Annotated in this window: 18 protein-coding genes and 2 pseudogenes; 12 read left to right on the top strand and 8 right to left on the bottom strand. The window is 69.4% G+C overall.

Features of this window, described 5'->3' with window-relative positions; translation table 11 throughout:
• Positions 1-5 precede the first annotated feature (5 nt).
• The 3 genes from pip to AB0F91_RS41450 all read right to left on the bottom strand — a co-directional run bounded on the left by pip (position 6) and on the right by AB0F91_RS41450 (position 2,588).
• Positions 6-953 (bottom strand): prolyl aminopeptidase, encoded by a 948-nt coding sequence (pip, locus tag AB0F91_RS41460; RefSeq protein WP_360607033.1) that lies wholly within the window; start codon positions 951-953, stop codon positions 6-8.
• A gap of 356 nt (positions 954-1,309) precedes the next feature.
• A complete protein-coding gene (locus AB0F91_RS41455) occupies positions 1,310-1,786 on the bottom strand; it encodes a DIP1984 family protein (protein ID WP_360607031.1) in 477 nt (158 codons plus the stop codon).
• A 352-nt stretch (positions 1,787-2,138) separates the two neighbouring features.
• On the bottom strand, positions 2,139-2,588 hold the full coding sequence (locus tag AB0F91_RS41450) for a group II truncated hemoglobin (RefSeq protein WP_360607030.1): 450 nt from the start codon (positions 2,586-2,588) through the stop codon (positions 2,139-2,141).
• Positions 2,589-2,747: 159 nt separating this feature from the next.
• Here AB0F91_RS41450 and AB0F91_RS41445 point away from each other — a divergent pair, with 159 nt between their 5' ends.
• Both AB0F91_RS41445 and AB0F91_RS41440 read left to right on the top strand, forming a co-directional pair.
• Positions 2,748-4,322 carry a hypothetical protein gene (locus AB0F91_RS41445; protein ID WP_360607028.1) on the top strand — a complete coding sequence of 525 codons (1,575 nt, stop codon included), beginning with the start codon at positions 2,748-2,750 and terminating at the stop codon, positions 4,320-4,322.
• A gap of 441 nt (positions 4,323-4,763) precedes the next feature.
• The gene (locus AB0F91_RS41440; RefSeq protein ID WP_360607026.1) at positions 4,764-5,432 is read left to right on the top strand and encodes a hypothetical protein; all 669 of its coding nucleotides are present in this window, start codon (positions 4,764-4,766) and stop codon (positions 5,430-5,432) included.
• A gap of 192 nt (positions 5,433-5,624) precedes the next feature.
• Here AB0F91_RS41440 and AB0F91_RS41435 read toward each other — a convergent pair whose 3' ends face one another.
• Together AB0F91_RS41435 and AB0F91_RS41430 are read right to left on the bottom strand one after the other, a co-directional pair.
• Positions 5,625-6,122 (bottom strand): nitroreductase family deazaflavin-dependent oxidoreductase, encoded by a 498-nt coding sequence (locus tag AB0F91_RS41435; protein WP_360607024.1) that lies wholly within the window; start codon positions 6,120-6,122, stop codon positions 5,625-5,627.
• A gap of 139 nt (positions 6,123-6,261) precedes the next feature.
• A complete protein-coding gene (locus tag AB0F91_RS41430; protein ID WP_360607022.1) occupies positions 6,262-7,443 on the bottom strand; it encodes an erythromycin esterase family protein in 1,182 nt (393 codons plus the stop codon).
• Positions 7,444-7,613: 170 nt separating this feature from the next.
• Here AB0F91_RS41430 and AB0F91_RS41425 point away from each other — a divergent pair, with 170 nt between their 5' ends.
• From AB0F91_RS41425 to AB0F91_RS41385, 9 genes and pseudogenes are all read left to right on the top strand, one after another.
• Entirely contained in the window at positions 7,614-8,234 is a 621-nt protein-coding gene (locus AB0F91_RS41425) for a TetR/AcrR family transcriptional regulator (protein WP_360607020.1), read from the top strand.
• Positions 8,235-8,509: 275 nt separating this feature from the next.
• Positions 8,510-8,686 carry a hypothetical protein gene (locus AB0F91_RS41420; protein WP_360607102.1) on the top strand — a complete coding sequence of 59 codons (177 nt, stop codon included), beginning with the start codon at positions 8,510-8,512 and terminating at the stop codon, positions 8,684-8,686.
• Entirely contained in the window at positions 8,683-9,306 is a 624-nt protein-coding gene (locus AB0F91_RS41415) for an ANTAR domain-containing protein (protein ID WP_360607018.1), read from the top strand. Before AB0F91_RS41420 ends, AB0F91_RS41415 begins: the two co-directional genes overlap by 4 nt.
• 346 nt (positions 9,307-9,652) lie before the next feature.
• Complete coding sequence (locus AB0F91_RS41410; RefSeq protein ID WP_360607017.1) at positions 9,653-9,997, top strand: hypothetical protein; 345 nt, start codon at positions 9,653-9,655, stop codon at positions 9,995-9,997.
• A gap of 683 nt (positions 9,998-10,680) precedes the next feature.
• On the top strand, positions 10,681-10,860 hold the full coding sequence (locus tag AB0F91_RS41405; protein WP_285967472.1) for a hypothetical protein: 180 nt from the start codon (positions 10,681-10,683) through the stop codon (positions 10,858-10,860).
• Positions 10,861-11,113: 253 nt separating this feature from the next.
• Complete coding sequence (locus AB0F91_RS41400; RefSeq protein ID WP_360607015.1) at positions 11,114-11,245, top strand: hypothetical protein; 132 nt, start codon at positions 11,114-11,116, stop codon at positions 11,243-11,245.
• 18 nt (positions 11,246-11,263) lie between these two features.
• A pseudogene (locus AB0F91_RS41395) lies at positions 11,264-11,650 on the top strand (recombinase family protein); the annotation flags it as partial.
• A 75-nt stretch (positions 11,651-11,725) separates the two neighbouring features.
• Positions 11,726-12,469: a hypothetical protein gene (locus tag AB0F91_RS41390; protein WP_360607013.1), complete on the top strand. Its 744-nt coding sequence runs from the start codon at positions 11,726-11,728 to the stop codon at positions 12,467-12,469.
• Between the two features lie 65 nt (positions 12,470-12,534).
• Positions 12,535-14,319, top strand: coding sequence for an FUSC family protein (locus AB0F91_RS41385; RefSeq protein ID WP_360607011.1), 1,785 nt, complete (start codon positions 12,535-12,537; stop codon positions 14,317-14,319).
• Between the two features lie 702 nt (positions 14,320-15,021).
• Here AB0F91_RS41385 and AB0F91_RS41380 read toward each other — a convergent pair.
• Together AB0F91_RS41380 and AB0F91_RS41375 are read right to left on the bottom strand one after the other, a co-directional pair.
• The gene (locus AB0F91_RS41380) at positions 15,022-15,207 is read right to left on the bottom strand and encodes a hypothetical protein (RefSeq protein ID WP_360607009.1); all 186 of its coding nucleotides are present in this window, start codon (positions 15,205-15,207) and stop codon (positions 15,022-15,024) included.
• Positions 15,208-15,684: 477 nt separating this feature from the next.
• Positions 15,685-17,379, bottom strand: a complete 1,695-nt coding sequence (locus AB0F91_RS41375; protein WP_360607007.1) for a helix-turn-helix domain-containing protein — start codon at positions 17,377-17,379, stop codon at positions 15,685-15,687.
• Positions 17,380-17,522: 143 nt separating this feature from the next.
• Here AB0F91_RS41375 and AB0F91_RS41370 point away from each other — a divergent pair, with 143 nt between their 5' ends.
• Positions 17,523-19,175, top strand: coding sequence for an FAD-dependent oxidoreductase (locus AB0F91_RS41370; RefSeq protein ID WP_360607005.1), 1,653 nt, complete (start codon positions 17,523-17,525; stop codon positions 19,173-19,175).
• 804 nt (positions 19,176-19,979) lie between these two features.
• Here the strand turns inward: AB0F91_RS41370 and AB0F91_RS41365 are convergent.
• A pseudogene (locus AB0F91_RS41365) lies at positions 19,980-20,226 on the bottom strand (transposase); the annotation flags it as partial.

The following is a 20,226-nucleotide window of genomic DNA, read 5'->3' as shown; positions in this document are numbered from 1 at the left end:
GTCCGTCACTGGGCGAACCGGTCCGTCGCGCTGACCAGCACGTCCTGCATCGACGCGGCGGTCGTCGTGTGTCCGACGTTGTCCAGCATCACCAGCTCGCTGCCGGACCAGGCGTGGTGCAGCAGCCACGGTGTGCCGACGATGTTGTCGGTGTCGAGCACACCCTGCGCCAGCACGGCTGGGATCCCCGCCAACTTGCCCGCTTCACGCAGGATGACGCCGTCCTCGAGGAACGCCCGATTGCTGAAGTAGTGCGTGACGAGCCGGACGAAGCAGAGCCGGTACGTCGGGTCCTCGTAGACGTCGTGTGGCGGCACGCCCGGCAGCATCGCGTCTTCCCAGGCACACCAATCCGCGGCCGCTTTGTGGTGGACCGCGGGGTCCGGGTCCATCACCAGTCGGTGGTAGGCGGCGGACAGGTCGCCCTCGCGCTCGTTCTCGGAAACGCCCTCGCGGAACTTGGCGAAGGCTTCCGGGAAGTAGGCGCCAAGGCCGCGGATGAGCATTTCGATCTCGAGGTGGCGGTCGGTCGCCAGGCCCATCAGGACGATCTCGCTGATCCGCTCGGTGTGGCGCAGAGCGTAAGTCAGGCCGAGCACCGAGCCCCAGGAACCGCCGAATAGCAGCCACTTCTCAATGCCGAGCCGGGTCCGGAGGAGTTCGAAGTCCGCGATCAGGTGGTCGGTGGTGTTAGTCGAGAGGTCGGCGACCGGGGCGCCGGCGTGGGGGGTACTGCGGCCGCAGCCGCGCTGGTCGACAAGCACGACCCGGTACCGCTCGGGGTCGAAGTAGCGCCGGAGGTTTGCCGAGCAGCCCGAGCCCGGGCCGCCGTGCACGACGAGCGCGGGCTTCCCGGCCGGGTTCCCACAGGTCTCCCAGTAGATCTCGTGCCCGTCGCCGACGTCGAGCAGGCCGTGCTCGTACGGTTCGATCTCGGGGCACAGCCCAGCCATCAGCGCGTCCTTACACCGGGATACAACAGCGCTGTCACATTAGCGGCCAACGGAACGCTCACGCATGGCCTTTTCGGCTCAGCACCCAGGTTCCTCTCACAACTGCGCGGGCCGGAGGGCGAGCTTGCCCCCTGCCCTGACACGGAAAACCCCTTGCCCGCCCTCACCTTCCCGGGGAACCAGCACGTGGTGGTGAAGTGTGCCGCGTGCGCGGTCACCTGTGCGCGGTGCTGGGCTGCGCTGTCCACTGGGGAATCGAACCCCTGCGTTGCCCGCCACGCACCAGGAGCCGGATTGGCCGCCGGCTCGGCTTGTGCTCGCTTTCCCCGGGCGGTTACCTGCTTCCGTGCCGCCGGTCAGTGCAGGAGGTCGGCCTCCCAGTTGGTGCGCTGGATGTCGATGTCGAGGTGGCGCAGCTCGAGGGCGACGCGGTCGGCCTGCTCGCGCAGCTCGGCCACCGGGAGGGCGGCCAGCTGCCTGAGCTCGGACCGCAGCTGGCGCCCGACACCCTGCCCGCGCCCAGCCGCGGCATCGGCCGCGGCGGTGAGCACGGAGTGGCGCAGGCGCAGCACGTCGCGGCGGGCGAGGGCGTCGGTGACGGTGCCGTCGCCGAGCGGGGTCTGCGCGTTGGTCCGGTTGATGCGCCGGATCAACGTTTCGAGTTCGGTCAGGACGGTCCCGGCCTCAGTGAGCAGCTCGGCCGCGTCCTCAGACGGTGGCTCGCCTTCCTGGTAGCGGGCGTTCGCGACGATCCGCGTGCGCAGCTGCTCGATCCGCTTCGCCGCGTCGGCACGCAGCGCCAGCGCCTCCGCGAGCTTCATCTCCTCGCTCATGCCGCGAGGGTAACGGTGATCAACTTCGGTTCCCACTCCGGCCTGGCGGCATCGTGAGGCGCAGCCAGCGGCGGCGCGTCGTGGCGATGTCCAGCGATGGCGCGAGTGGCTCGGAGTCAACTTCGCGGAGCCATGCGGCAAGCATCACGTCATGCGGTCGTCGATCGAACAGACCGCGGATGAGGATGTTCTCGCGGCCGGAGACGCCGGGTTCAGGCCCACCCCGAGCGATGTCGGAGATACGCCCGGACCGGCTTCGCGGTCAGCTCGCTGATCTCGCCGTCGTGGTGGTGTGGTCACAGCGGCGCGATGATGCCACGCCACCAGCCTGGCCCGGTGAGTTCCTGCCTGGCTACCGCGGATCGTCGCCCGCCCAGGTCCACCGGGGCACCTCGCGCAGGGGGTGGAGGTCGTCGTCGGATTCGGCGTGGGAGTTCTGCAGTGCCACCCGGGAGCCGAACTCGACGTGCTCACGGACGGCCTCGCGGAAGGCGGGGTCGCGGGGCAGGTCCGCCGAGTCGAGGGCCGCGAGGTACAGCTGCACGAACCGTTGCCGTTGGTCCTCGGTGATCTTCAGTCCGCGGTGGACCGAGATCAGGTGCGCGAACCCCAGCTCGCGCGAAAAGCGGCCCGGCCCGCCGAACGACTCGGCCGTGAACGAGGTCAGGTGGTCGACGTGGCGCGGCTGTCCCGCGCCGAACAAGGGTTGCAGCAGCGGGTCCGCCAGAACGCTGTCATAGAAAACCTGCTCCAACCGGTGCAGGGCGGCTTCCCCGCCGGCGTGCTCGAACAGTGAGGGCATGCGTCCAGCGTAGGGTCCACACGCCGCATAACGGACACGTTCGCTGTCGGCTTAGCCCGTGATGAACCACCTTGCTCCGGTTGCCGTGGGCAAGCTCAGTCCTGCGTGCCGCTTCCGTCCGGCCACGCCTGTCGCTCAGGGGAGGCGGCGAACGAGGCTGTGGCGCAGTCGGTGGTCCAGTTCCCACAGTGCGGTGCGGTTGAAATCCCACTGCACGGCTTTTACCGCGTCGTCGAGGCTGAACCAGCCGGCAAAGCCCTACCCCGACCGGACGCGGGCGGGGAGTCCGGCCACAATCGACCGGCCCGCCCGGAGCCGAGGTCCCTGGTGGGTGAGCAAACCGCAGGCATCGAGAGGAACGAGGAGCTGCGCATGACGTCTCCGCAGGTTGAGGCCGATCCTGTCGCCGGTCGGGCCGACCCGACCAGCCTTGACCGGCCCCATCCGCTGTTCGACGCGCGGGTCGCCCCGTCAAAGCCGCACACAGACCCCCAGTTGCCGCTCCACCAGGAGGACGTCGAGGCTCCCAGGGTCGCGCCGACCGCCCTAGCTGACCGGGCGCCTGCCGTGTCGACCGATGACCAGCCCGCCGGGCAGCCGACTGCAGAGGTGCCCACCGAGCCCTCGCTCGCAGCCGTCCCCGTGGAGACTCGCGCGCGTCGGACGGGCTGGCGCGCCTCCGTTGGCGGGGCCATGGTCACGTTGGGCCTGGTGGCTTTCGTGGCGCTGGCGCTGGTGATCGCGCTCCGGCTGCTCAACGCGGCACCGGGCTGGCTCGCGTGGTTCATCGAGGGCCCGGGTTGGCGGCTCGGTCTGATCGCGGCCGGTGGCGCGGTGGTCGTGTTGCTCGCAGCCGGCAGTGTGCTGGTGGCGCTCGCGCCGAAGCGGACCGTCGAGGTGCAGGCGGGGTCGCCGCTGCACGCCAAGGGTTGGTACGCGATGTTCGCCGGGGCGCTGTTCCTGTCTGGCGACACGTCCGCCCGGTACTTCACCCAGGTGCTGCACTTCCACCCGTGGGAGACCGCCGTGGTCTTCCTGCTCATCGAGATCGGTCTGCTGTCAGCGGCTCTGGAGATGCGCGACATCCTCACCCGGCCTGAGGGTGGGCGGTCCGGCCTCGGTAAGGCCCGGGCGCTGCTGTGGATGCTGTTCGGCGGCCAGGCGGTTGTCGCGGTGGCGCTGAACATCGATCCGCGAGAGCTGGTCGTGCGTCTGGTCTTCGCCGTGTTCGGCCTGCTGGCGATCCATCAGGCCCTCGGCGTCGACGTCCGCGAAGCCCGCCGCCACAGCGGCACAACCACCGAGCTGTCCTACCTTGGCCGCCTGCTGCGCGAGCTGCGCGATGCAGCACTGTCCTGGACGGGGCTGGGCGAGCCGGAGCGGGACGCGCTGCAACGTCGCCGCGAGCGGGCCGCCGACCGGTACGCCCGGCTGCTGAGCGAGGGCAAACCTCAGGGCGATGGCAAGCGCCGGTGGTCGGCCGCGGCGCGGTGGACGCGCAAGGTGCGCCGCGCCCGCCGGCGGGCGAACCTGCACGACCCGGCGCAGCAAGCGCGCGTGGTCCGCGTGATACAGCACGAACGGGCGGACGACGAGCTGGTGAACGCCCGACTTCCAAAGCTGTTCGACCTCCCGACCACACCGGCCGCCCCCGCCACCGCGGGCGCGGCCGACCGGGCGACAGTCGAGCAGCCCGGCGAGCAACCGAATGCCTGGTGGAACGTAACAGGCTGACCCGCAGAATGGTCCAGACCGTATCGCAAACCACCGAGAACGTGACATTGGCGCGGACGCGGCATGCGTTACAGATCTCTCCTGCGAAACGTCGATCAGCCACGTGTGTCTCGCGAACGATCGTTTCTGAGACTCGCTCAACCGGGGACTCGACGCCGGATCGATCATGGCGGACAGCCGTCACCGTCTGTTTTCTCAATTCCAATGGTTCCCGGTTCGGGTCTTCGCCGAGCAGGCGCGCAGCCTTCTCGCATAGCCGCTCTTGCCAAGTGCGCCAGTTCTTTCGCGGTCGCAGTGATGTCCACTTCTCCGTACAGGGGGACGTTCCATGGCCGCACTCAGCAACCTCGGCGTCGCCAAGCTTTTTTCGGGTAACGCCGTGCGCGCCGGAACGTAGGTGCGCTTCGCGATGTAGCGGCCGGCCCGCACGCGCCTGCCTGTATGAGTCAGTGGTGGCTCGCCGGCGGGCGCCTCGAGGACGACACGCGCAACTGGCGAGGATTGGTGCAGTTGCTCATACCAGCAGTGACCACGCGGCTGAAGCAGCCGGACTCCGATCAGGACCGGTTGTCGGCCACCGAGGTCCGCCGGTACGTGGGTGCGGCCGACGAACTGTTCTCCCCTCTGGCACGGCGCGGGCTGATGGACGAGGAGGAGCTGCTGGGGCGGCGGGTGGTACTGGCCCTCGCGCTCGCGGAGGCCGGGTTTTCCGTGCCGGACGCGGCGTTCGCGCCCCAGCGGGTCATCGGCTTGATCCTGGCCGACGTCGCGCCGGACCGGCTCGCGGAGGCCGAACGGCTGAGTCCGAACTGGACTTCGCTGCCCCGGTCGGACATCCGCGGTCTGCGGCGGTGGAATCAGCTCGTCAGGCTCGGCCTCGAGATGCGCGATCACCTCACCGACCCCGCGGTGGTGGCCACGGTCTCGAGCTGGGAGCCGCTGTACCCCGTGCTTCCTGGCACTGGACTCTTCCACTACAACGGATCGATCAGCGATGGTGTGAGGACTACTGGCCACTCGCGACCGCGGCGTAGGAAAAGGCGGCGTAGGCCTCGGCGGTGGTCATTGCGGGCGCTGATCGAGGACTCGGTTATCAACGGCCGCAGGTGAGGTGACGCGGCCGAGGGTGATCCGGCCGCCGTTAAGGCGTTCCAGAGCTCCTGTTGTAACCGCCCGCCGACCCGCCGGCATCCCTCCTGGACCGGGCCCTGCACCGCGAAGCGAGGTACACACGATGGCGCCACAAGACGCCGTTCTCGGCTGGGACGAGGACGCAGGTTTTCGACGAGGCTGAGCGGGACGTCACCGCGATCCGGCACGAGGCCGACCCGACGCGTCCACCGGTTCCAGGATGACGACAGGGATCCGGCGATCGGTGCGCTGTTGGTACCGTCCGTACCCGGAGTACACCGCGACGCTCCTCTCCCAGAGCGTGGTCCTCTCGTCTCCCGCGGCGGTGCGCGCGACCATCGGCCGCGTCGTGCCGCGCAGGGTGACCTCGACCCGGGGGTTGGCGCGCAGGTTGTGGTACCAGGCCGGGTGCCGGTCGTCCCCTCCGAAGGAGGCCACCAGGACGACGCGGTCGTCGTCGACGATCGGCGCAGCGAGTGTCGTGATCCGCCGCTCACCTGTGTTCTTGCCGATCGTCACCAATCCGACCACCGGCATGCCCATGGCGTGGCCGAGCACCCGTCCTCTGGACCTCATGAACACGGCCGCATGCATCTTCGTCGCCGCTTTGTAGAACACATGCTTCAGCCGCGACGACGCGGATGTCGGGTGGGTAGACGCAGTACTCATCGGGACTCCTCGAGGATGGGTCGATTGTGGGGTGGTGGCTCGGCCGCGGCCCGGCGTGCTGAGTGGGTGGCGACGTAGTCGGTGCAGCTGGTGCGGGGGGTATGGGCGACCGCGTCGAAGGCGTCGAAGACGGGGACGTTCATGCAGTAGTCCTCCATTCGTGTCTGTTGGACGGATTCGGCGTCGTTGATGTCGCGGCGGGCGGCGCTGAGGATGGCGATGGTGAGTGCGGTTTGACTCTCGAACGCGTTCTCGATGGCGTGCTCGGTGAGCGACGGCAGCGGGACATCGGAGACCTCGAACCCGGGGAAGCGTTCAGGGGCGCGGCGGACGCGGACGGTTCGACCGTGGCTGCCGGTGACGGCGATGGCCCGGTAGTCGTCGCCGAGAGCTTGGGCGAGGTGGTAGCCGGCGGGAACAGCCCGGCGGGACCTGCAAGGGGCACCTTGCGGATGTGCACGTTGTGCAGGGCAAGCACGACTCGGGTCTCCGGCTCGTCCTCGATGAGCTGCAGGACCTCCTCGGCCATGCATTCGTCGAGGGCGGCTGAGCCAACGGGTAGGCCACGTCCAGCGACGTCGCGGTGGAAGTGGTCCAGACGCCACGCGAAGCCGAGATGCCGCAGCGCCGCGGCGTGCTCCTGCTCGCGATGCGTGCCGCGCTGGCTGACGGCCATCGTCTCAAGCCGAAACCGCAGGCGGCTCAGCGTGGCGGTCTGGACGTCCTGGTCGCCCGGTTCCAGGGCCGCGTAGCGGCTCAGCGTCGTGAAGATCTCGCTGTCGTGATACTTCCGCGCCCGTTCGGCCGGCTGCTCCAGCAGCGGCAACGCATCGGGGTCGGCTGACCGCAGATGGCCCGCGACCGCCTCAAGCCCGGGCAGCGGCGATCCTCCGCCCGGCACGGTACCGAGCCACCGCAGTGGACGGGACGCCGTGCGGTCGTGCGCGCGGCTCCAGGCCAGCAGGTCGTGCACCTCGCGGCACTCCAGCAGACCCACCATGCTGGCGCGGGAGGCGATCTCGGCCACGGTTCCGGCTCCGCCGTGCAGCCAGGCGTCGATTGCGCCTGACCCGACGGTGGGGGCCTCGAACGCAAGCACGGTGAAACCGCAGCGTTCCGCCAGGAAGCGCAGCAACCGGTGCCGCACCAGGGAGAATTCCCGGACACGGTGCGCGGCCTCACCGATGGCGACGACGCGGGCATTGCCGATGAGCTCACGCACAGGTTCGAGGTCGTCCAGGCCGGCGTCGGGATCGAGGGTGTCCAGTGACAACGCGTGCGAACGCACCCAGTCGGCGAACCCCATGCTGTCGAGCTTCATCTTGATAGCTTACATAGCTGTCAAAGTTGCTGTCACCCCGAATTCTTCGTCCTTGCTCTTCGACGCGTGCCATCCCGGTACCTGTACAGACAAGTAGCGTCTTCAGCTTGATCCTGTCGTGCGAGCCCGACTCGCCGAAAACGCGCGGCAGCCTGCTAACATTGACAGTGATGTCCACAAACGGAGTTCCTCATTCACCGCGCCAGCATCGCCGGGCAGACGCCGAGCGCAGTAGCGCGGCGATCCTCGACGCGGCGGCGATCATCCTGCGCGACCGACCCCGCGCCAGCATGACCGAGATCGCGACCGCCGCCGGCGTCACCCGTCAGACCGTCTACACGCACTACCCATCCCGAGCGGCCCTGATCCACGCTGTCGAGCAGCGCGCCCTGACCGATGTTGTCGCAGCCATCGACGCCGCCGACATCGACCACGGTTCCCCCGCGGCGGCGCTCGACCGCCTGCTCACCGTCGCGTGGCAGACCGGGAATCGCCACACCCTGCCCGAGATCCCGTCCACGCAAGCCACCGGCGAGGCCACCCGCAAGCAGCACCAGCCGATCGTCGACCGCCTGAAGCAGTTGATCACCCTGGGCCAAGACGAGGGCGCGTTCGACCCCCGGCTACCAGCCACCTGGCTGGTAGCGACCTTCCTCGCCCTCGCCCACGCTGCAGGCGACGAAGTCAGGGCCAATCGGATGAACGCAGACGACGCTCTCCGCGCACTCCGCCGCTCCCTCAGCCGCGTCCTCGGCGTCGACCACCTCGCCGCCGCGCCAGATATGGATTGATCACTCCGACATCTCAACCAAACGCGACGCTAGAGTCTCGATCGACACGCGGCTACATGCGTCGCGACACCCGGTAGTCCGGTAAAGTCTGCTGCGGCGTCAGCACCCGCCGGCTCAACCGCACCTCCGCCTACGCCAAAGCGATCGCCGAGCAGCTCGACAGCGAAAAGCCTGAGCTGGTGGTGGTGAAGTTGGCGAAGGACATGCGCGTGAACTAGGTGTTCATCGACTGGTCCCAGGATCACGCCGCGAAGACCACGATCGCTCCGTAGTCGCTGCGCGGCCGCGACACCCGGACCGCCTCCACCCCCTTCACCTGGGACGAAGTTCGCGCCTGCCGCATCCCGGCCGAGCTGACCTTCACCGCCGACGACGTGCTGCACCGCGTCGACGAGCACGGCGACCTTGTCGACGAGCTGCCCGACACCCGGGTGGCATTGCCCGGTCGATGACCGCCGGCCCGCACCGCGAGGCCGGGCAACCTCGCAGCGGCGTGTCAGCCAGGGATGTTGCCATGTGGCGGATTTTTGATCTTGGTCTTCCGCTGGCCGGCCTCGTAGTAGCTCTCGACGGCACCCTTCACGCGCCTTCCTCCCTCTTCGTCGGGCGCGCCCAACGCGACCTCCTTCCGGATGAATACCCGAACCTCCACCAGCGGGAACGTCGGTTTGACGCGACCACCCGACGGGGTAAATTCGAGGCGTCCTTGCGTGGCGGGGTGATCAGCGGAGCGAGGGGAGCGACGATGTCCATGGTGGAGTCACAGCCTCAGCAAACAGCCTGGTCGGTGTCAGCTCCTCGGCACGCGGCCGAGGACGTTGATCCCTCGGAGGTGCTCGCCGAGGAAAACCGGCAGCTGCAGGAGGCTCTGGAGAACCGCGTGGTGATCGAGCAGGCCAAAGGCGCGCTGATGGCCCAGCGCCGCTGCAGCCCGCAGGAGGCATTCGGCGTGCTCGTGACGCTGTCTCAGGACACCAACGTCAAGCTCCGCGACGTCGCGCGAGCATTCCTGGACGAATTCCGCGCCACCCTGCCCGCCGAACCGCACGGCGGCCCCACAGCCTCCGCTTGACCGCGAGGCCACCTGCGGACACGCCCCCTCCAGACCGCAGACCGCACTGTGGTCTTCGCCGGCGCGCCGCCCCGGGCCTACCCAAACATTCCCGCGCGAAACACACCGAGCGGCGCAGGTGCAACGCGCGGACGCAGACGATCCACCACAAAAGATCTTGTAACACCACGACGCCGGTACCCCGCGCCGCGACGACAATCATGGACCCGCGGCGCGGCGGCATGGCGCGCGGCGGACCCGCCGGCAGGGATCTCCCCCGCACCTGCCGGTGGGCCGCACTACGCGAGTGTCGCCACAACACCGCAAGGCCGGCATTCGGCTGCCCGACGAGGGACACGGTCGGGACATGCGCGAGAGCTTCCACAAAGAGCTGAACCGCCTCAGCGCCCAGCTGGGGCTGATTGCACGCTCGCAGCCGACGCGTTGCCGCGCATCAAAGCGTCAGCGGCCTTTGGACGCGCTGCACGTTCTGCTGGCGAAGGGACAGCAGGCGAAGGAAGAGACTCCGGGAAAGCTGTCAGCGGACCAACAGGACCTGCTGCGGGCGGCGCTGGTCTTCACCTCCAGCGGTTTGGACGCATGCCTGACGAGGCTGCTCCGCGACACCTGCCGATACTCGTCGCGACGGACAGCGCTGCCGAACAATTCAAGAAGTGCGTCGGCCTACGGTTGGACGCGAACGGCAAAGTGACCGGTGAACTGCGACAGGCGGTACTTGATCGCGATCCGCGCAGCAGGCGCGTGGAGTTGTACGTGTAGGCGATCTCCACGCCCAGCTTGCAAGCGACGAGCGACCTGCTTGCCGTCCGCGATGCTCTCGACCTCACCGATCAGCGGTCAGCGACAAGGTTGTCGACGACCTTCGCTCGTTTTTCACTGCCCGCACGGAGATCGTTCACGCACTGGACTTGGTCGATGCCACGGGCTCAGGAACGTCGACGCGGCGCCTTCGTGGGCTGGGGGCGGTCCGCTCCCAGTGCGATGACGTCCTGGCCTTCTTGGCGGAGATCATTCAAGCCACAGTGCGGGCGGTGCGCGCTGGGCGCTCCTGAGTGGACGTCGCGGACTGCGAACACACGATGCCGTCCCAGACGCACTGCGCTGCCGTGTTCCGCATCGTCGACGGCCGCCGAAACAAGGACGAGCGGGGCGGCCCCGCCGCCCCGCTCGTCTTGGGCCCCGCTTCTCGCTTATTCCCAGCGCCGTGCCGATCTCCCCGCCGGATCGGCCTGATCCACACGCACGGGGTTGAGACCCCTCTGACGCTGCGTACGTAACTCTTCCGTAGTTCTTCCGAAGCGAACCCCGAAGCCGCCAGCCACTCTGAATGGGTACGAAACACCCCCGCACGAGGAAGGAAAACCGACGAACACCTTGAGTGAGCTCGGCGCGCTGCACCTGACCCGCCCAGGTACCGCCGCCGCGCCGGACACCTGGGCCGCCTGGCACGAGCGCCGCGCGCTCGTGCTGGACGCCCTGGCCGCCGAAGGCAGCACGCTGGCAGCTGCCTCCGCCGCAGCGGCACACCGCAAGGCAACCGAACTTAGGAAGTAGCCGACGGAAACCGGACGGAGCCCTGGGCGGCCCGAGGACCGTGCGTCGCACGCGCGGCGCGCGAGGGCGCTGCCGGTCAAGCAGCGGCCGGCAGCGCCACCTCCACAGTTCACAGCGACGGTTGCCACGGTCGCAGCCGGGCTGATCATCGCGGTGTTGCGCACGATGGACGTCTTTCAGATCGACATCGGCCCGAACCACATCGTCCGCGGCGCCGACACCTCCTCCGCCCCATAGGCCAGGTCCGCGATGGGTGCCCCAGGGCCACCTCATCCTCGCTCTGGGCCACCCGCCGCGCGGCCGACGAACCGCCGCCGGCCTCGGGCGCGATCTGCGCGCCGCGATCGCGGCGCCCTACCCCGTCGACGACTGTCTGCACTGGTAGACCGTTCGGCAGCACGACGCGCTCGACTCGATCTGCGAGCGCGTGTTCGAGGAGAAGATCTCCGGCAAGCTCGCCGTCGACGCCCGGCCCGCGCTGACGGCCGCGCTCGACTATATGCGCTCCGGGGACATGCTCACCGTGCAGGAAGTCGACCGGCTCGCCCGCGACCTCCTCGAAGGCCTCCTACCTGCTCTCCCCGCGGCATCGCCGTCAAGGTCCTCGAAGGCATCGCCGCCGGTGAGCACACCGAACGCAACCTCATCCTCGACCTGGCGCTCGCGCTGGCCGAAGATCGCCGACGCGACATCGCCCGCAAGACCCGCAACGGCCTCGACTCCGCCCGCGCCCGACGCCGCTCTTGATGTTCCGCAGCACCGATTTACCGCAAGGGCGAGGCGGTACTGATCGACCTCACCCAGCGCGGTCCAGCTGGCCGAGCGGTGGGCCAGCGCCCTGCCTCCGCCGGCCCCGGTCCGCCGGTTGGAGGAGCGGCGCAGCGGCGCGTGGAACGCCGCGGCCGAGCAGGCCCGCGCCGAGCTGGCCACCGACTCCGCCGGCATCGCCCACGCCACCGGCGACCTGCTGCTGGTCCTGGCCCACGTCACCGACCCGACAGGCCGGTCGCCGCTGGACACCACGGCCGCCGAGTTCGAACGCGCCGCCCGCCGGCCCGCCATCTGGAGCCGCGCGGCCCTCGACCTGCGGACCGCGGCCTCGCCACTCGCGCGGGCACGCCCCAGCCGCGTCACCAGCGCGGCCGCGGTGCTGGCACTCCTGCTCGCCGTGGCCGCCCTGGTCACCGAGCTGGCGGCCTGGCGAGCCCAGCGCAACCAGGTCGCCGCAGCCGCGGACCGCGCCCGGCAAGCCCTGGCCTGCCACGTCACCCAGTTCGCCGAGCGGCACCCGGGCCAGCCCGCAGCCGCTACGTCGCCGAACGACCGTCATGGAGGACACCTCGCCGAACGGCAGCCACGGGCGCGTGTTCACCGCCCCACGACGATCGGCACCCCAGCACGTCCTGGCCGTCGACGTCGATCGCCATCACCAGCGGGCACGATGCCCTTGGCCGAACCCCCGGCCCGCGCAGAGCCACCCCCTGCGCGGGCCGGAGTTTCCATCCCGCACACCCGCGGCACCTCGACGGGCCGAGCGGTCTGCGGTCGGCAGCGAGCACGACGAGCTCCAGAAGCTCGCCGTGCTCGACGGCCAGCGGCTACCTGCTGAGGATGCGGCGCCGTGTGCGATTACGGTGGCTGCGACGAACCCGCCGGACCGCCGAGGACCCTGCCATGCCGACACTGCGCGCGTTGCCGGAGGCGTTCGTGACCAGGTGGCCTCTGGGGGTGCGCGGGGCGGCCAGCGTCGGCGTGCCGCTGTTGGTCGGGGTGCTCGCCGGCCGGGCGGATCTGGGTGCGATCGCGTCGCTCGGCGGGATGGCGGGGGCGTACGCAGGGAACGCGCCCAGGCGGCACCGATTGCGGGTGGTCGCCACCGTGGGGCTCGCGTTGACGCTGCTGGTGCCGCTGAGCGGGCTGGCGGCCTGGGTGCCGTGGGTGTCGATCGCGTTCGCCGGCCTGGTCGCGGCGGGCGCGAGTTTCGTGTGCCTGGCGCTGCGCGTGCCGCCGCCGCGGGAGTACTTGATCGTGCTGGCCGTGCTCGTCGCCTCCGGCGAGCCGGTCGCTCCGGGAGAAGCGCTGGTGCACGGCGCGCTCGTCGCGGCCGGCGCCCTGACCGGGCTGGTCGTGTCCAGTGTGGTCGGGCCCGGCGCCGGCGTCGGGCACGTTGTGGAGGAGGCATGGGACGCGGTCGCGGACGTCCTCCGGACGGCAGGCACCCCTGCGGCGGCGGACACCCGGGCCAAGGCCGTCGGCGTGCTCGGCCGCGGGCTCGAAACCTCCCGCCAGGCCGGGGTCGGCTCCGACGAGATAGTACGTTCGCTCGCGGCGGCGGACCTGATGCTCGCCGCCGCCCTGTCGGTCTCGTTCGACGCCGGCACGCCGCTCGCCGCGCAGTCGTGGCGGCCGCAGCTCGCCGACCTCCGCCGGGGACATCCGGCTTCCCCGCCCGGCCACGCCGGCCTCGCGCGGGCGTTCGACGACGCGAACCTGGTGCTCGCCGGCCACGGCGTCGGTGACACGACAGTGACCGAACCCGGTGCCGGTGCAAAGCTCAAACAAGCGCTGACTCCGCGTGCGGTCGCGCTGCCTGCCGCGGTGCGCATCGGCTTGGCGGTCGCCATCGGGGTGCTGGTGGGCCGGCTGCTGGGTCTCGCCCACGGTTACTGGGTGGGGCTGACGGTGGCGGCGGTGCTGCAGGCGACGAACGTGACGCTGCTGCTGCGCCGATCCCTGCACCGGACTTTGGGCACGGCCGGCGGTGTCGCGCTGGCGGCCGCGGTGTTCGCGGGCGCGCCGTCGCCGCTGGTGATCGTGCTGGTGGCGATCGTCGCGCAGTTCGTCGCCGAGCTGTTCCTGCCCGTGGTCTACGGCGTCGGCGTCGCCTTCGTGACGCTCATGCCGCTGTTCCAGTACGAGCTGGCCGTGCCGGGTGCCGAGTTCGGCAGCGCCCTCGGCGCGCGGCTGCTGGACACCGCGATCGGTGCGGCGCTCGCCGTCGTGCTGCGCATGGTGCTGTGGCCGCGCGCCACCGCCGCCCGGCTGCCCCAGGTGCAGGCCCGGACCCTCCGGATCGTGGCGGACGTGTTCCGCCGGCGCTGGCTCGACGTCGGCGACGCGGAGGAACCCCGCGGCCGATTGCGTGAAACCGTACTGGACCTGCGCAGTATCGCCGAAGACGCGCGAGCCGACCGGCTGCCGGACCGGCGAGCCGAACGTGCCGCCCAGGTCACCTACGCCGCCGACGAAATGGCGCTGCTCGCGCTCGCGATCCCCCTCGACCGGCCCGCCCCGCCACTGGATCGCGGGTACGAGTTCCTGTGCGGGCTCGACCGGTTCGCCGAGGCACTCGAGCGGGGGACCCGAGCACCAGTGGCGGACCACGGCCCGATCCCCGGCTTTCCGCGGCTCAGCGCGGCGAACCATGTGCTGGTCACCGCCCTCGGCGCGACCCCCTAGAACCCGGATCGCGGGTGATCGCCGGTGCGACCCCCCGATCCACGAAAAACTCGCCAGACGGTCGTCGAGCTTCGAACGCGCGTGCGGTTCTACGACGGGACCTGCGGCGATGTCGTTGCGCACCACTCAGCTCGCCGTTCCCTCGCCTCGGCTGGCAGCGACAGCTGACTCTGGTAGCCGCGCACCCTCTTCGCGAACTCCGGATTACCCGCGTCGATCAGCGGCCCCGCCAGGTCAGCGCGCCCGGTTTTGCGGCGGAGCCAGTAGAGAGTTTCCTTGCGGGGCATCAAAGACGACCATTGTCCTGCGCGAAGGCCGGACGCTCGCGATCGCTGAGTCGACCGCCCCGCGCTGGCGTGTCTACCCGCTATCTCCGATGAGTACACCCTTCTCTCTACTCACCGGCGATGAAGGGCTGCCCTCCGGTGGCAAGACACATCCGCCCTCTCCCGGCGGCGGTCCGCACGCTCGCCGAGACAGCCCGAATCAACGAACGGCTGCTCCAAACCGCACTTCACACGTAGACCGCCGACTCCCCCGACGCCATATCGGGCGTCAGCGTCCACGTCGCCCCAGGTCAGCTTGAGAACGGCCTTGGCCGGATAATTCTTGGTGGACTAGCTTGGGGCCGCTCTCGTGATCGTCAGGACGTGCTCTTCGAAGATCTCGCCTGCCTGACTGCGCAGAGTCTCCAAAAGGGGTTCAGGGCCGACGTGCTTCCTTGCGTTGGCCTGTGTGCCACGAGCCCTTGATCTCCACCGGGACGCTCACAGTCTCGGCAGCGTCGAGTTCGCCTTCGAAGGCAATCGCTTGCCCGAGGAGGTCCGGTCGTTCCCCTGAGTCACCCGCGTCGGTGGGCTTGACGACGACCTCGCGGTTGATCACCACGGCTCGGCAGACCAGCCGGATGGTGAACTCGTGAACGAGGTAGGCAGCAAGTGTCCCTTCGAGTTGGGTCGCCAGACCAGTTGGCGGCACGTACCCCTCGGAGATCCGGGAGGCACCGGCTCACGTCCGCAGTCCCACAAGAGGTTCGAGTGGGTCGGCAAGTCGCGTTCGATCTCGGTCAGTCCGTCGCTGAGCGGTTCGGCCAGCTGCAGCGGAGTCCGGATCACCCGTCGCCCCGGATCGGCCAGCAGTTCGATCATCTGTGGTGGCTTCAGCAAAACGGTCGCCCGTGCCTGCGCCTGACGCCGGGCCGAGACCAGCGCGGCTTGGAGCCTGAGGTCGCTCGGGAAGGTGTCGACAAGGCTTCGTATGCCCAGGACCGCTTACGGACGGACCTTTCGGGAGGAACCCAGCCCTCGTGAAAGACGGCAGCCGCGGTGCTGAGGGGATCCGTAGGAGGACGAGGCCGGCGCGTGTTCACCCCAGTCCGTAGCGGCGCAGCTTGCGGTAGAGCGTCGCGCGACCGATGCCGAGCAGTGCGGCCGCCTGGACGCGGTTGCCGTTCGCCGTGCGCAGCGCGTCCGAGATGGCCAGCCGCTCGGCTTTTTCCAGCTCTGTCAGGCGTGGGTGGGCCGGTGAAGAGCGCAGGCGTCCCGGCAGGTGGCGTGCGCCGACGGTCGGCCCACCGGCTTCCGCCTCCGCCGACGCGACCACGGCCTTCAGTTCGGCGAGGTTGCCCGGCCAGTCGTGGCGCTGCAGCGTCGAGCGCGCGTCCTGCGTGAAGTACACGCCCGCGGCGAACCGCTGCGCGAGTTCGGGGATGTCGGCCGTCCGCTCACGCAAGCTCGGAACCAGGATCTCAACCGGCGACCAGCCGGTACGAAGCACTTCCGGGGAGCCCGAACCGGTGCCGGTGGTGAACGTCGCGATCACCCGCGCGGGATGCTCCTCGGCGAGAAGGGCGGCGAGCAGGGTGGCTCGGCTGCGCCGCAAGCGCTCGACATGACGCAACAGCACGGCGGGTGTCGCCAGCGCGTCGGCGACGTCCTCCAGCCAAGCGTCGTCGTCCGCTGCCTCGAGGACAGCAGAATCGCCGAGGACCGCTCGCGCGACGCCGGATTTGCCCACCCCCGGCTCGCCGAGCAGCAACATCGGCCGGGTGCCGGCCCGCGCCACGGAACGTTCGAGCGAGCGCCAGGCCGGCGAGGTACCCGCCAGCCCCGCGTCCGCGAACAGCGAAAGCCTGCCGCGCCGGCGCCCCGCGCGGGGCCGCGGCGGCTCGACGACAATCAGCACACCCCTGCTGTCGCCGGGTATCGCGAGCCTGAGCCGGACCTTCACCCCGTCGTCGAGGATCAGTTCGGTGGTGGGCAGCGCGCCGTCGCGCGCCGCCTCGATCGCGTATGACTCCAGGGTGTCGATGTCGCGAGGCCGCAGCAAGCCGGCGGCGGAGTCGCTGACGAGCCTGGTCCGACCGTCCAGCACGGCGATCGGGTACTGGGCCGGCCCGGCTCGCAGGTAAGCCTCGAGCAGGCGGTGCTCGTGCGCCGACGCCGCGTGCACGAGCTCCGTCTCGATCGCACCGGTCGCCGTGGCCACGACCGCGTGCAGCACCCGCAACGGCGCGTCGAGCTCGCACACCACCGCGACGGCGCCGCTGACCTTCCTCGTGACCGGGTCGGTCACCGGCGCGCCCGCGCACACCGTGTTCTGGTACAGCCCGAACAGGTGCTCAGGCCCCCCGATCACGCACGGACCGCCGGTGTTCAGGACGTGGCTGATCCCGTTGGTCCCGGTGGAGCGTTCCGACAGGTCCGTGCCGAGACGGGTGTCGATCCGGGCGAGGTGGGCACCCACTGCTTCGTCGTCGGCCCAACAGCCGACAACGCGAGCGTGACGGTCGCTGAGCACCAGCGCGGCCCCGAGCCCGGCGAGGTCGTCGGCGAGCTTGGCCAGAACCGGGGTCGCGGCGCGCACCAGCGGGGTGTCCAGCGAGACGGGCAAAGCGGGCACGTGGTCGCGGGTGACGTCCAGCTCGGCGAACCACGAACGGCGCCACGCGGCGGACAACCACGTCGGCAGGTCTTCCGGCAACCGCCGCTCGGTCAGGAAGAGCTCCCTGGCCTGGCGCAGGCGGGCCAGCCCGTCCCGGGTTTCGATCTCGTAGCCCATCCGTAGTCACTCCATTGTGTTCACCGGATTTCGTTCACCGTACCGGCGCTCCGCGCTCTTCCCATCCTCTTCCACGGACCCCGTGTCCCTGGTGTCTCATTGTGAGACAACCGCGCAACGCGGGGCCGCCCCACAGTGGGCGCATGACGATCGATTCAGTTGCCCCGAGGGAGAGCGCCCGGCCCGCACCTCTCACGTCCGCGGACGTCGAAACCGATGTGGTCGTGGTCGGCGGCGGTGGGGGCGGCCTGCCCGCCGCCCTGTTCGGCAGGTGGCTCGGCAACGAGGTGGTCCTACTCGAGAAGGCGCCTGAGCTTGGCGGCACGGTCAAGAAGGCCGCGTTCTGGTACTGGGTGCCGAACAACGAGCCCATGCGCGCCCTCGGAATCGAAGACCGGTTCGAGGACTTCCTCCGCTACGTCGCGCGCCTTTCCCAGCCGACCAGGTACGACCCGGAAAGCCCGACGGCCGGCCTGACCGAGTGGGAGGCCGACATGGTGCGCGCCTTCCACGAGAGCGCGAGCCCCGCCGCCGAGCTCCTCGCCGAACGCGGCGCGCTGACCTACCGGCATTGCCCGGACGTGCCGGACTACTGGTCGGAACTGCCGGAGGACAAGGCGCCCAAGGGGCGCGTGCTGGTACCGGCGGATGCGCGGGAGTCGATGTCCGACGGCGGTGCGCGCGCGGTCGAGCAGATGTCCGCCGCCGCCGAGCGTGACGGAGTGGACGTGCGCACCGGGCACCGGGTCCAGCGGGTCATCCTCGACGCCGGACGTGTCGCCGGGGTCGAGGCCACGACCGACGCCGGGGACACCGTCCGGGTGCTCGCGCGCAAGGGCGTGGTGTTCGCGACCGGTGGGTTCACCCACGACGACCAGCTGCGCCGTGACCACCTCGGCGTGCCGGCCTACCCGGGGTGCGCGGCCGTGACGAACGAAGGCGATTTCGTGCGCATCGCTTCGCCGCTGGGCACGCAGCTCGGCACCATGAACCACGCCTGGATGTGCCCGGTGCCGTTGGAGAAGGCTGGGCGATCCGATCTGGTCGGCATGTTCTCGGTGGCCGGCGATTCGATGATCCTCGTGAACCGTCACGGCGAGCGCGTCACCAACGAGAAGCAGCCCTACAACGAAGCCGCGCGCACGTTCTTCCGCTGGGACCCGGCTACCGGCAGCTACCCGAACCTGGTGCTCGTGCAGCTGTGGGACCAACGCAGCCAGGACCACTCCGCCAGCGACGAGTACGGCCGGCTGATCGTCCCGCCCGGAACCGACGACGCCCACGTCATCAAGGCTCAGACGCTCGCCGAGCTGACGGTGAAAATCCGCGAGCGGCTTTCGGCCCTCGCTGCCAAAACGGGCGGCTTCGCGCTCGCCGACGATTTCGAAGAAAACCTGCCAGGGACGATCGACCGGTTCAACGGCTTCGCCGCGAACGGCAAGGATGAGGATTTCGCCCGGGGAGATACCGCGATCCAGCTGGTGTTCAACGGACCGGTGAGAGAAGAACCCGGCCGCATCAACCCGACGATGTGGCCGATCAGCGACACCGGCCCCTACTACGCGGCACTCGTCACCGGCGGCACCCTGGACACCAAGGGCGGCCCACGGACCAACCCAGACGGGCAGGTGCTCGACGACCTCGGCGCGCCGATCCCCGGCCTCTACGGCGTCGGCAACTGCGTGGCCTCCGCATCGGGGCGCGCCTACTGGGCGGGCGGCGCAACCCTCGGCCCGATCATCGCGTTCGCGTACCGCGCAGCCCGCGCCGTCGACCGGTCCGACGTGCGATCCTGACCCACCCGCCACGTCCTCGTTCACACCGATACCCGCTAACTCGTCACTCGCGCAGGATTCTCCGCCGCCAGAATTTTCAGCACTGCAGCTGGACTCATACCCACCTTGAGGTTACCGAATCTTCCACTTCGAAGAATTGCATCACTTGAGTTCGATTCAAGTGTTTCCCTCTCCGACGTGAAACAGTCCGCCCTCACCTGTTCAAAACGGGCGGACCGCCGACGATTGCTAAACCTATTACCCGAGCGCGTTCGCGAGATTCCTCAAGCCCGGGATCCCCTGACTGGAAGAATGGTTCTACTCCAGATATTCGAGTTTTTTGCTCGCTGCCACCCTGTGCCTTCCGCCGCAAGACCTCAGGGGACAGGCCGGCGGTCCCGAGCGCACGGAACAAGCGGTACATCAAGCGGTGGGTCACGGCTCCGGGACGTTCGCGGCACTCGGCGGTACTGGCCGTCGTCGCGTTGAGGTCATCGTCCGCGCTGGACCCCAGCACGTCCTCCGGGCTGTGTCCCCACGTGTGGTCAGCCCGCACCGAGACCACCTTCAAGAGGTTCGTCATGCCTACAGCTTCGAAACGAACAACGTCAGCGCGCCGTTGTCCGCGATCTCAAGGTCACTTATCCCGGGCTATCACATGAACAAGAGGCACTGGACACGGTGGATGGCGGGGCACCATCGACGAGAAACTAGTGAAGGAGCTCGTGATCGACCCTACCCTCTCGTGATCGGCGGGCTTCCCAGGTCCGAACAGCCCGTGGATCCGGGTCTGTCAAACGAGCGGTGTAACTCGGGTTGAGTGAACTACTTGCGTCCGGCGGCGAGGCGGCCGTCGAAGGCGATCTCGAAGGCGTTCAATGCGGGTTTCCAGCGCATGGTCCAGCGTTTGCGGCCGGCGCCGGTGGGGTCCAGGCTCATGATTGCCAGGTAGACGCACTTGAGCGCGGCCTGCTCGTTTGGGGAAATGACCGCGGGCCTTGACGGCGCGGCGGATGCGGGCGTTGACGCTTTCGATCGCGTTGGTCGAGCAGATCACCCGCCGGATCTCCGG

This window comes from Amycolatopsis sp. NPDC023774, assembly GCF_040639695.1.
Taxonomy (GTDB): domain Bacteria; phylum Actinomycetota; class Actinomycetes; order Mycobacteriales; family Pseudonocardiaceae; genus Amycolatopsis.
This window is presented reverse-complemented; position numbering and strand designations above follow the sequence as displayed.

Coding starts and splice junctions, on each gene's coding strand:
- pip (WP_360607033.1), bottom strand. CDS start 953: ATGGCTGGGCTGTGCCCCGAGATCGAACCGTACGAGCACGGCCTGCTC.
- AB0F91_RS41455 (WP_360607031.1), bottom strand. CDS start 1,786: ATGAGCGAGGAGATGAAGCTCGCGGAGGCGCTGGCGCTGCGTGCCGAC.
- AB0F91_RS41450 (WP_360607030.1), bottom strand. CDS start 2,588: ATGCCCTCACTGTTCGAGCACGCCGGCGGGGAAGCCGCCCTGCACCGG.
- AB0F91_RS41440 (WP_360607026.1), top strand. CDS start 4,764: ATGAGTCAGTGGTGGCTCGCCGGCGGGCGCCTCGAGGACGACACGCGC.
- AB0F91_RS41435 (WP_360607024.1), bottom strand. CDS start 6,122: ATGAGTACTGCGTCTACCCACCCGACATCCGCGTCGTCGCGGCTGAAG.
- AB0F91_RS41430 (WP_360607022.1), bottom strand. CDS start 7,443: ATGAAGCTCGACAGCATGGGGTTCGCCGACTGGGTGCGTTCGCACGCG.
- AB0F91_RS41425 (WP_360607020.1), top strand. CDS start 7,614: ATGTCCACAAACGGAGTTCCTCATTCACCGCGCCAGCATCGCCGGGCA.
- AB0F91_RS41415 (WP_360607018.1), top strand. CDS start 8,683: ATGACCGCCGGCCCGCACCGCGAGGCCGGGCAACCTCGCAGCGGCGTG.
- AB0F91_RS41410 (WP_360607017.1), top strand. CDS start 9,653: ATGCGCGAGAGCTTCCACAAAGAGCTGAACCGCCTCAGCGCCCAGCTG.
- AB0F91_RS41385 (WP_360607011.1), top strand. CDS start 12,535: ATGCCGACACTGCGCGCGTTGCCGGAGGCGTTCGTGACCAGGTGGCCT.
- AB0F91_RS41375 (WP_360607007.1), bottom strand. CDS start 17,379: ATGGGCTACGAGATCGAAACCCGGGACGGGCTGGCCCGCCTGCGCCAG.
- AB0F91_RS41370 (WP_360607005.1), top strand. CDS start 17,523: ATGACGATCGATTCAGTTGCCCCGAGGGAGAGCGCCCGGCCCGCACCT.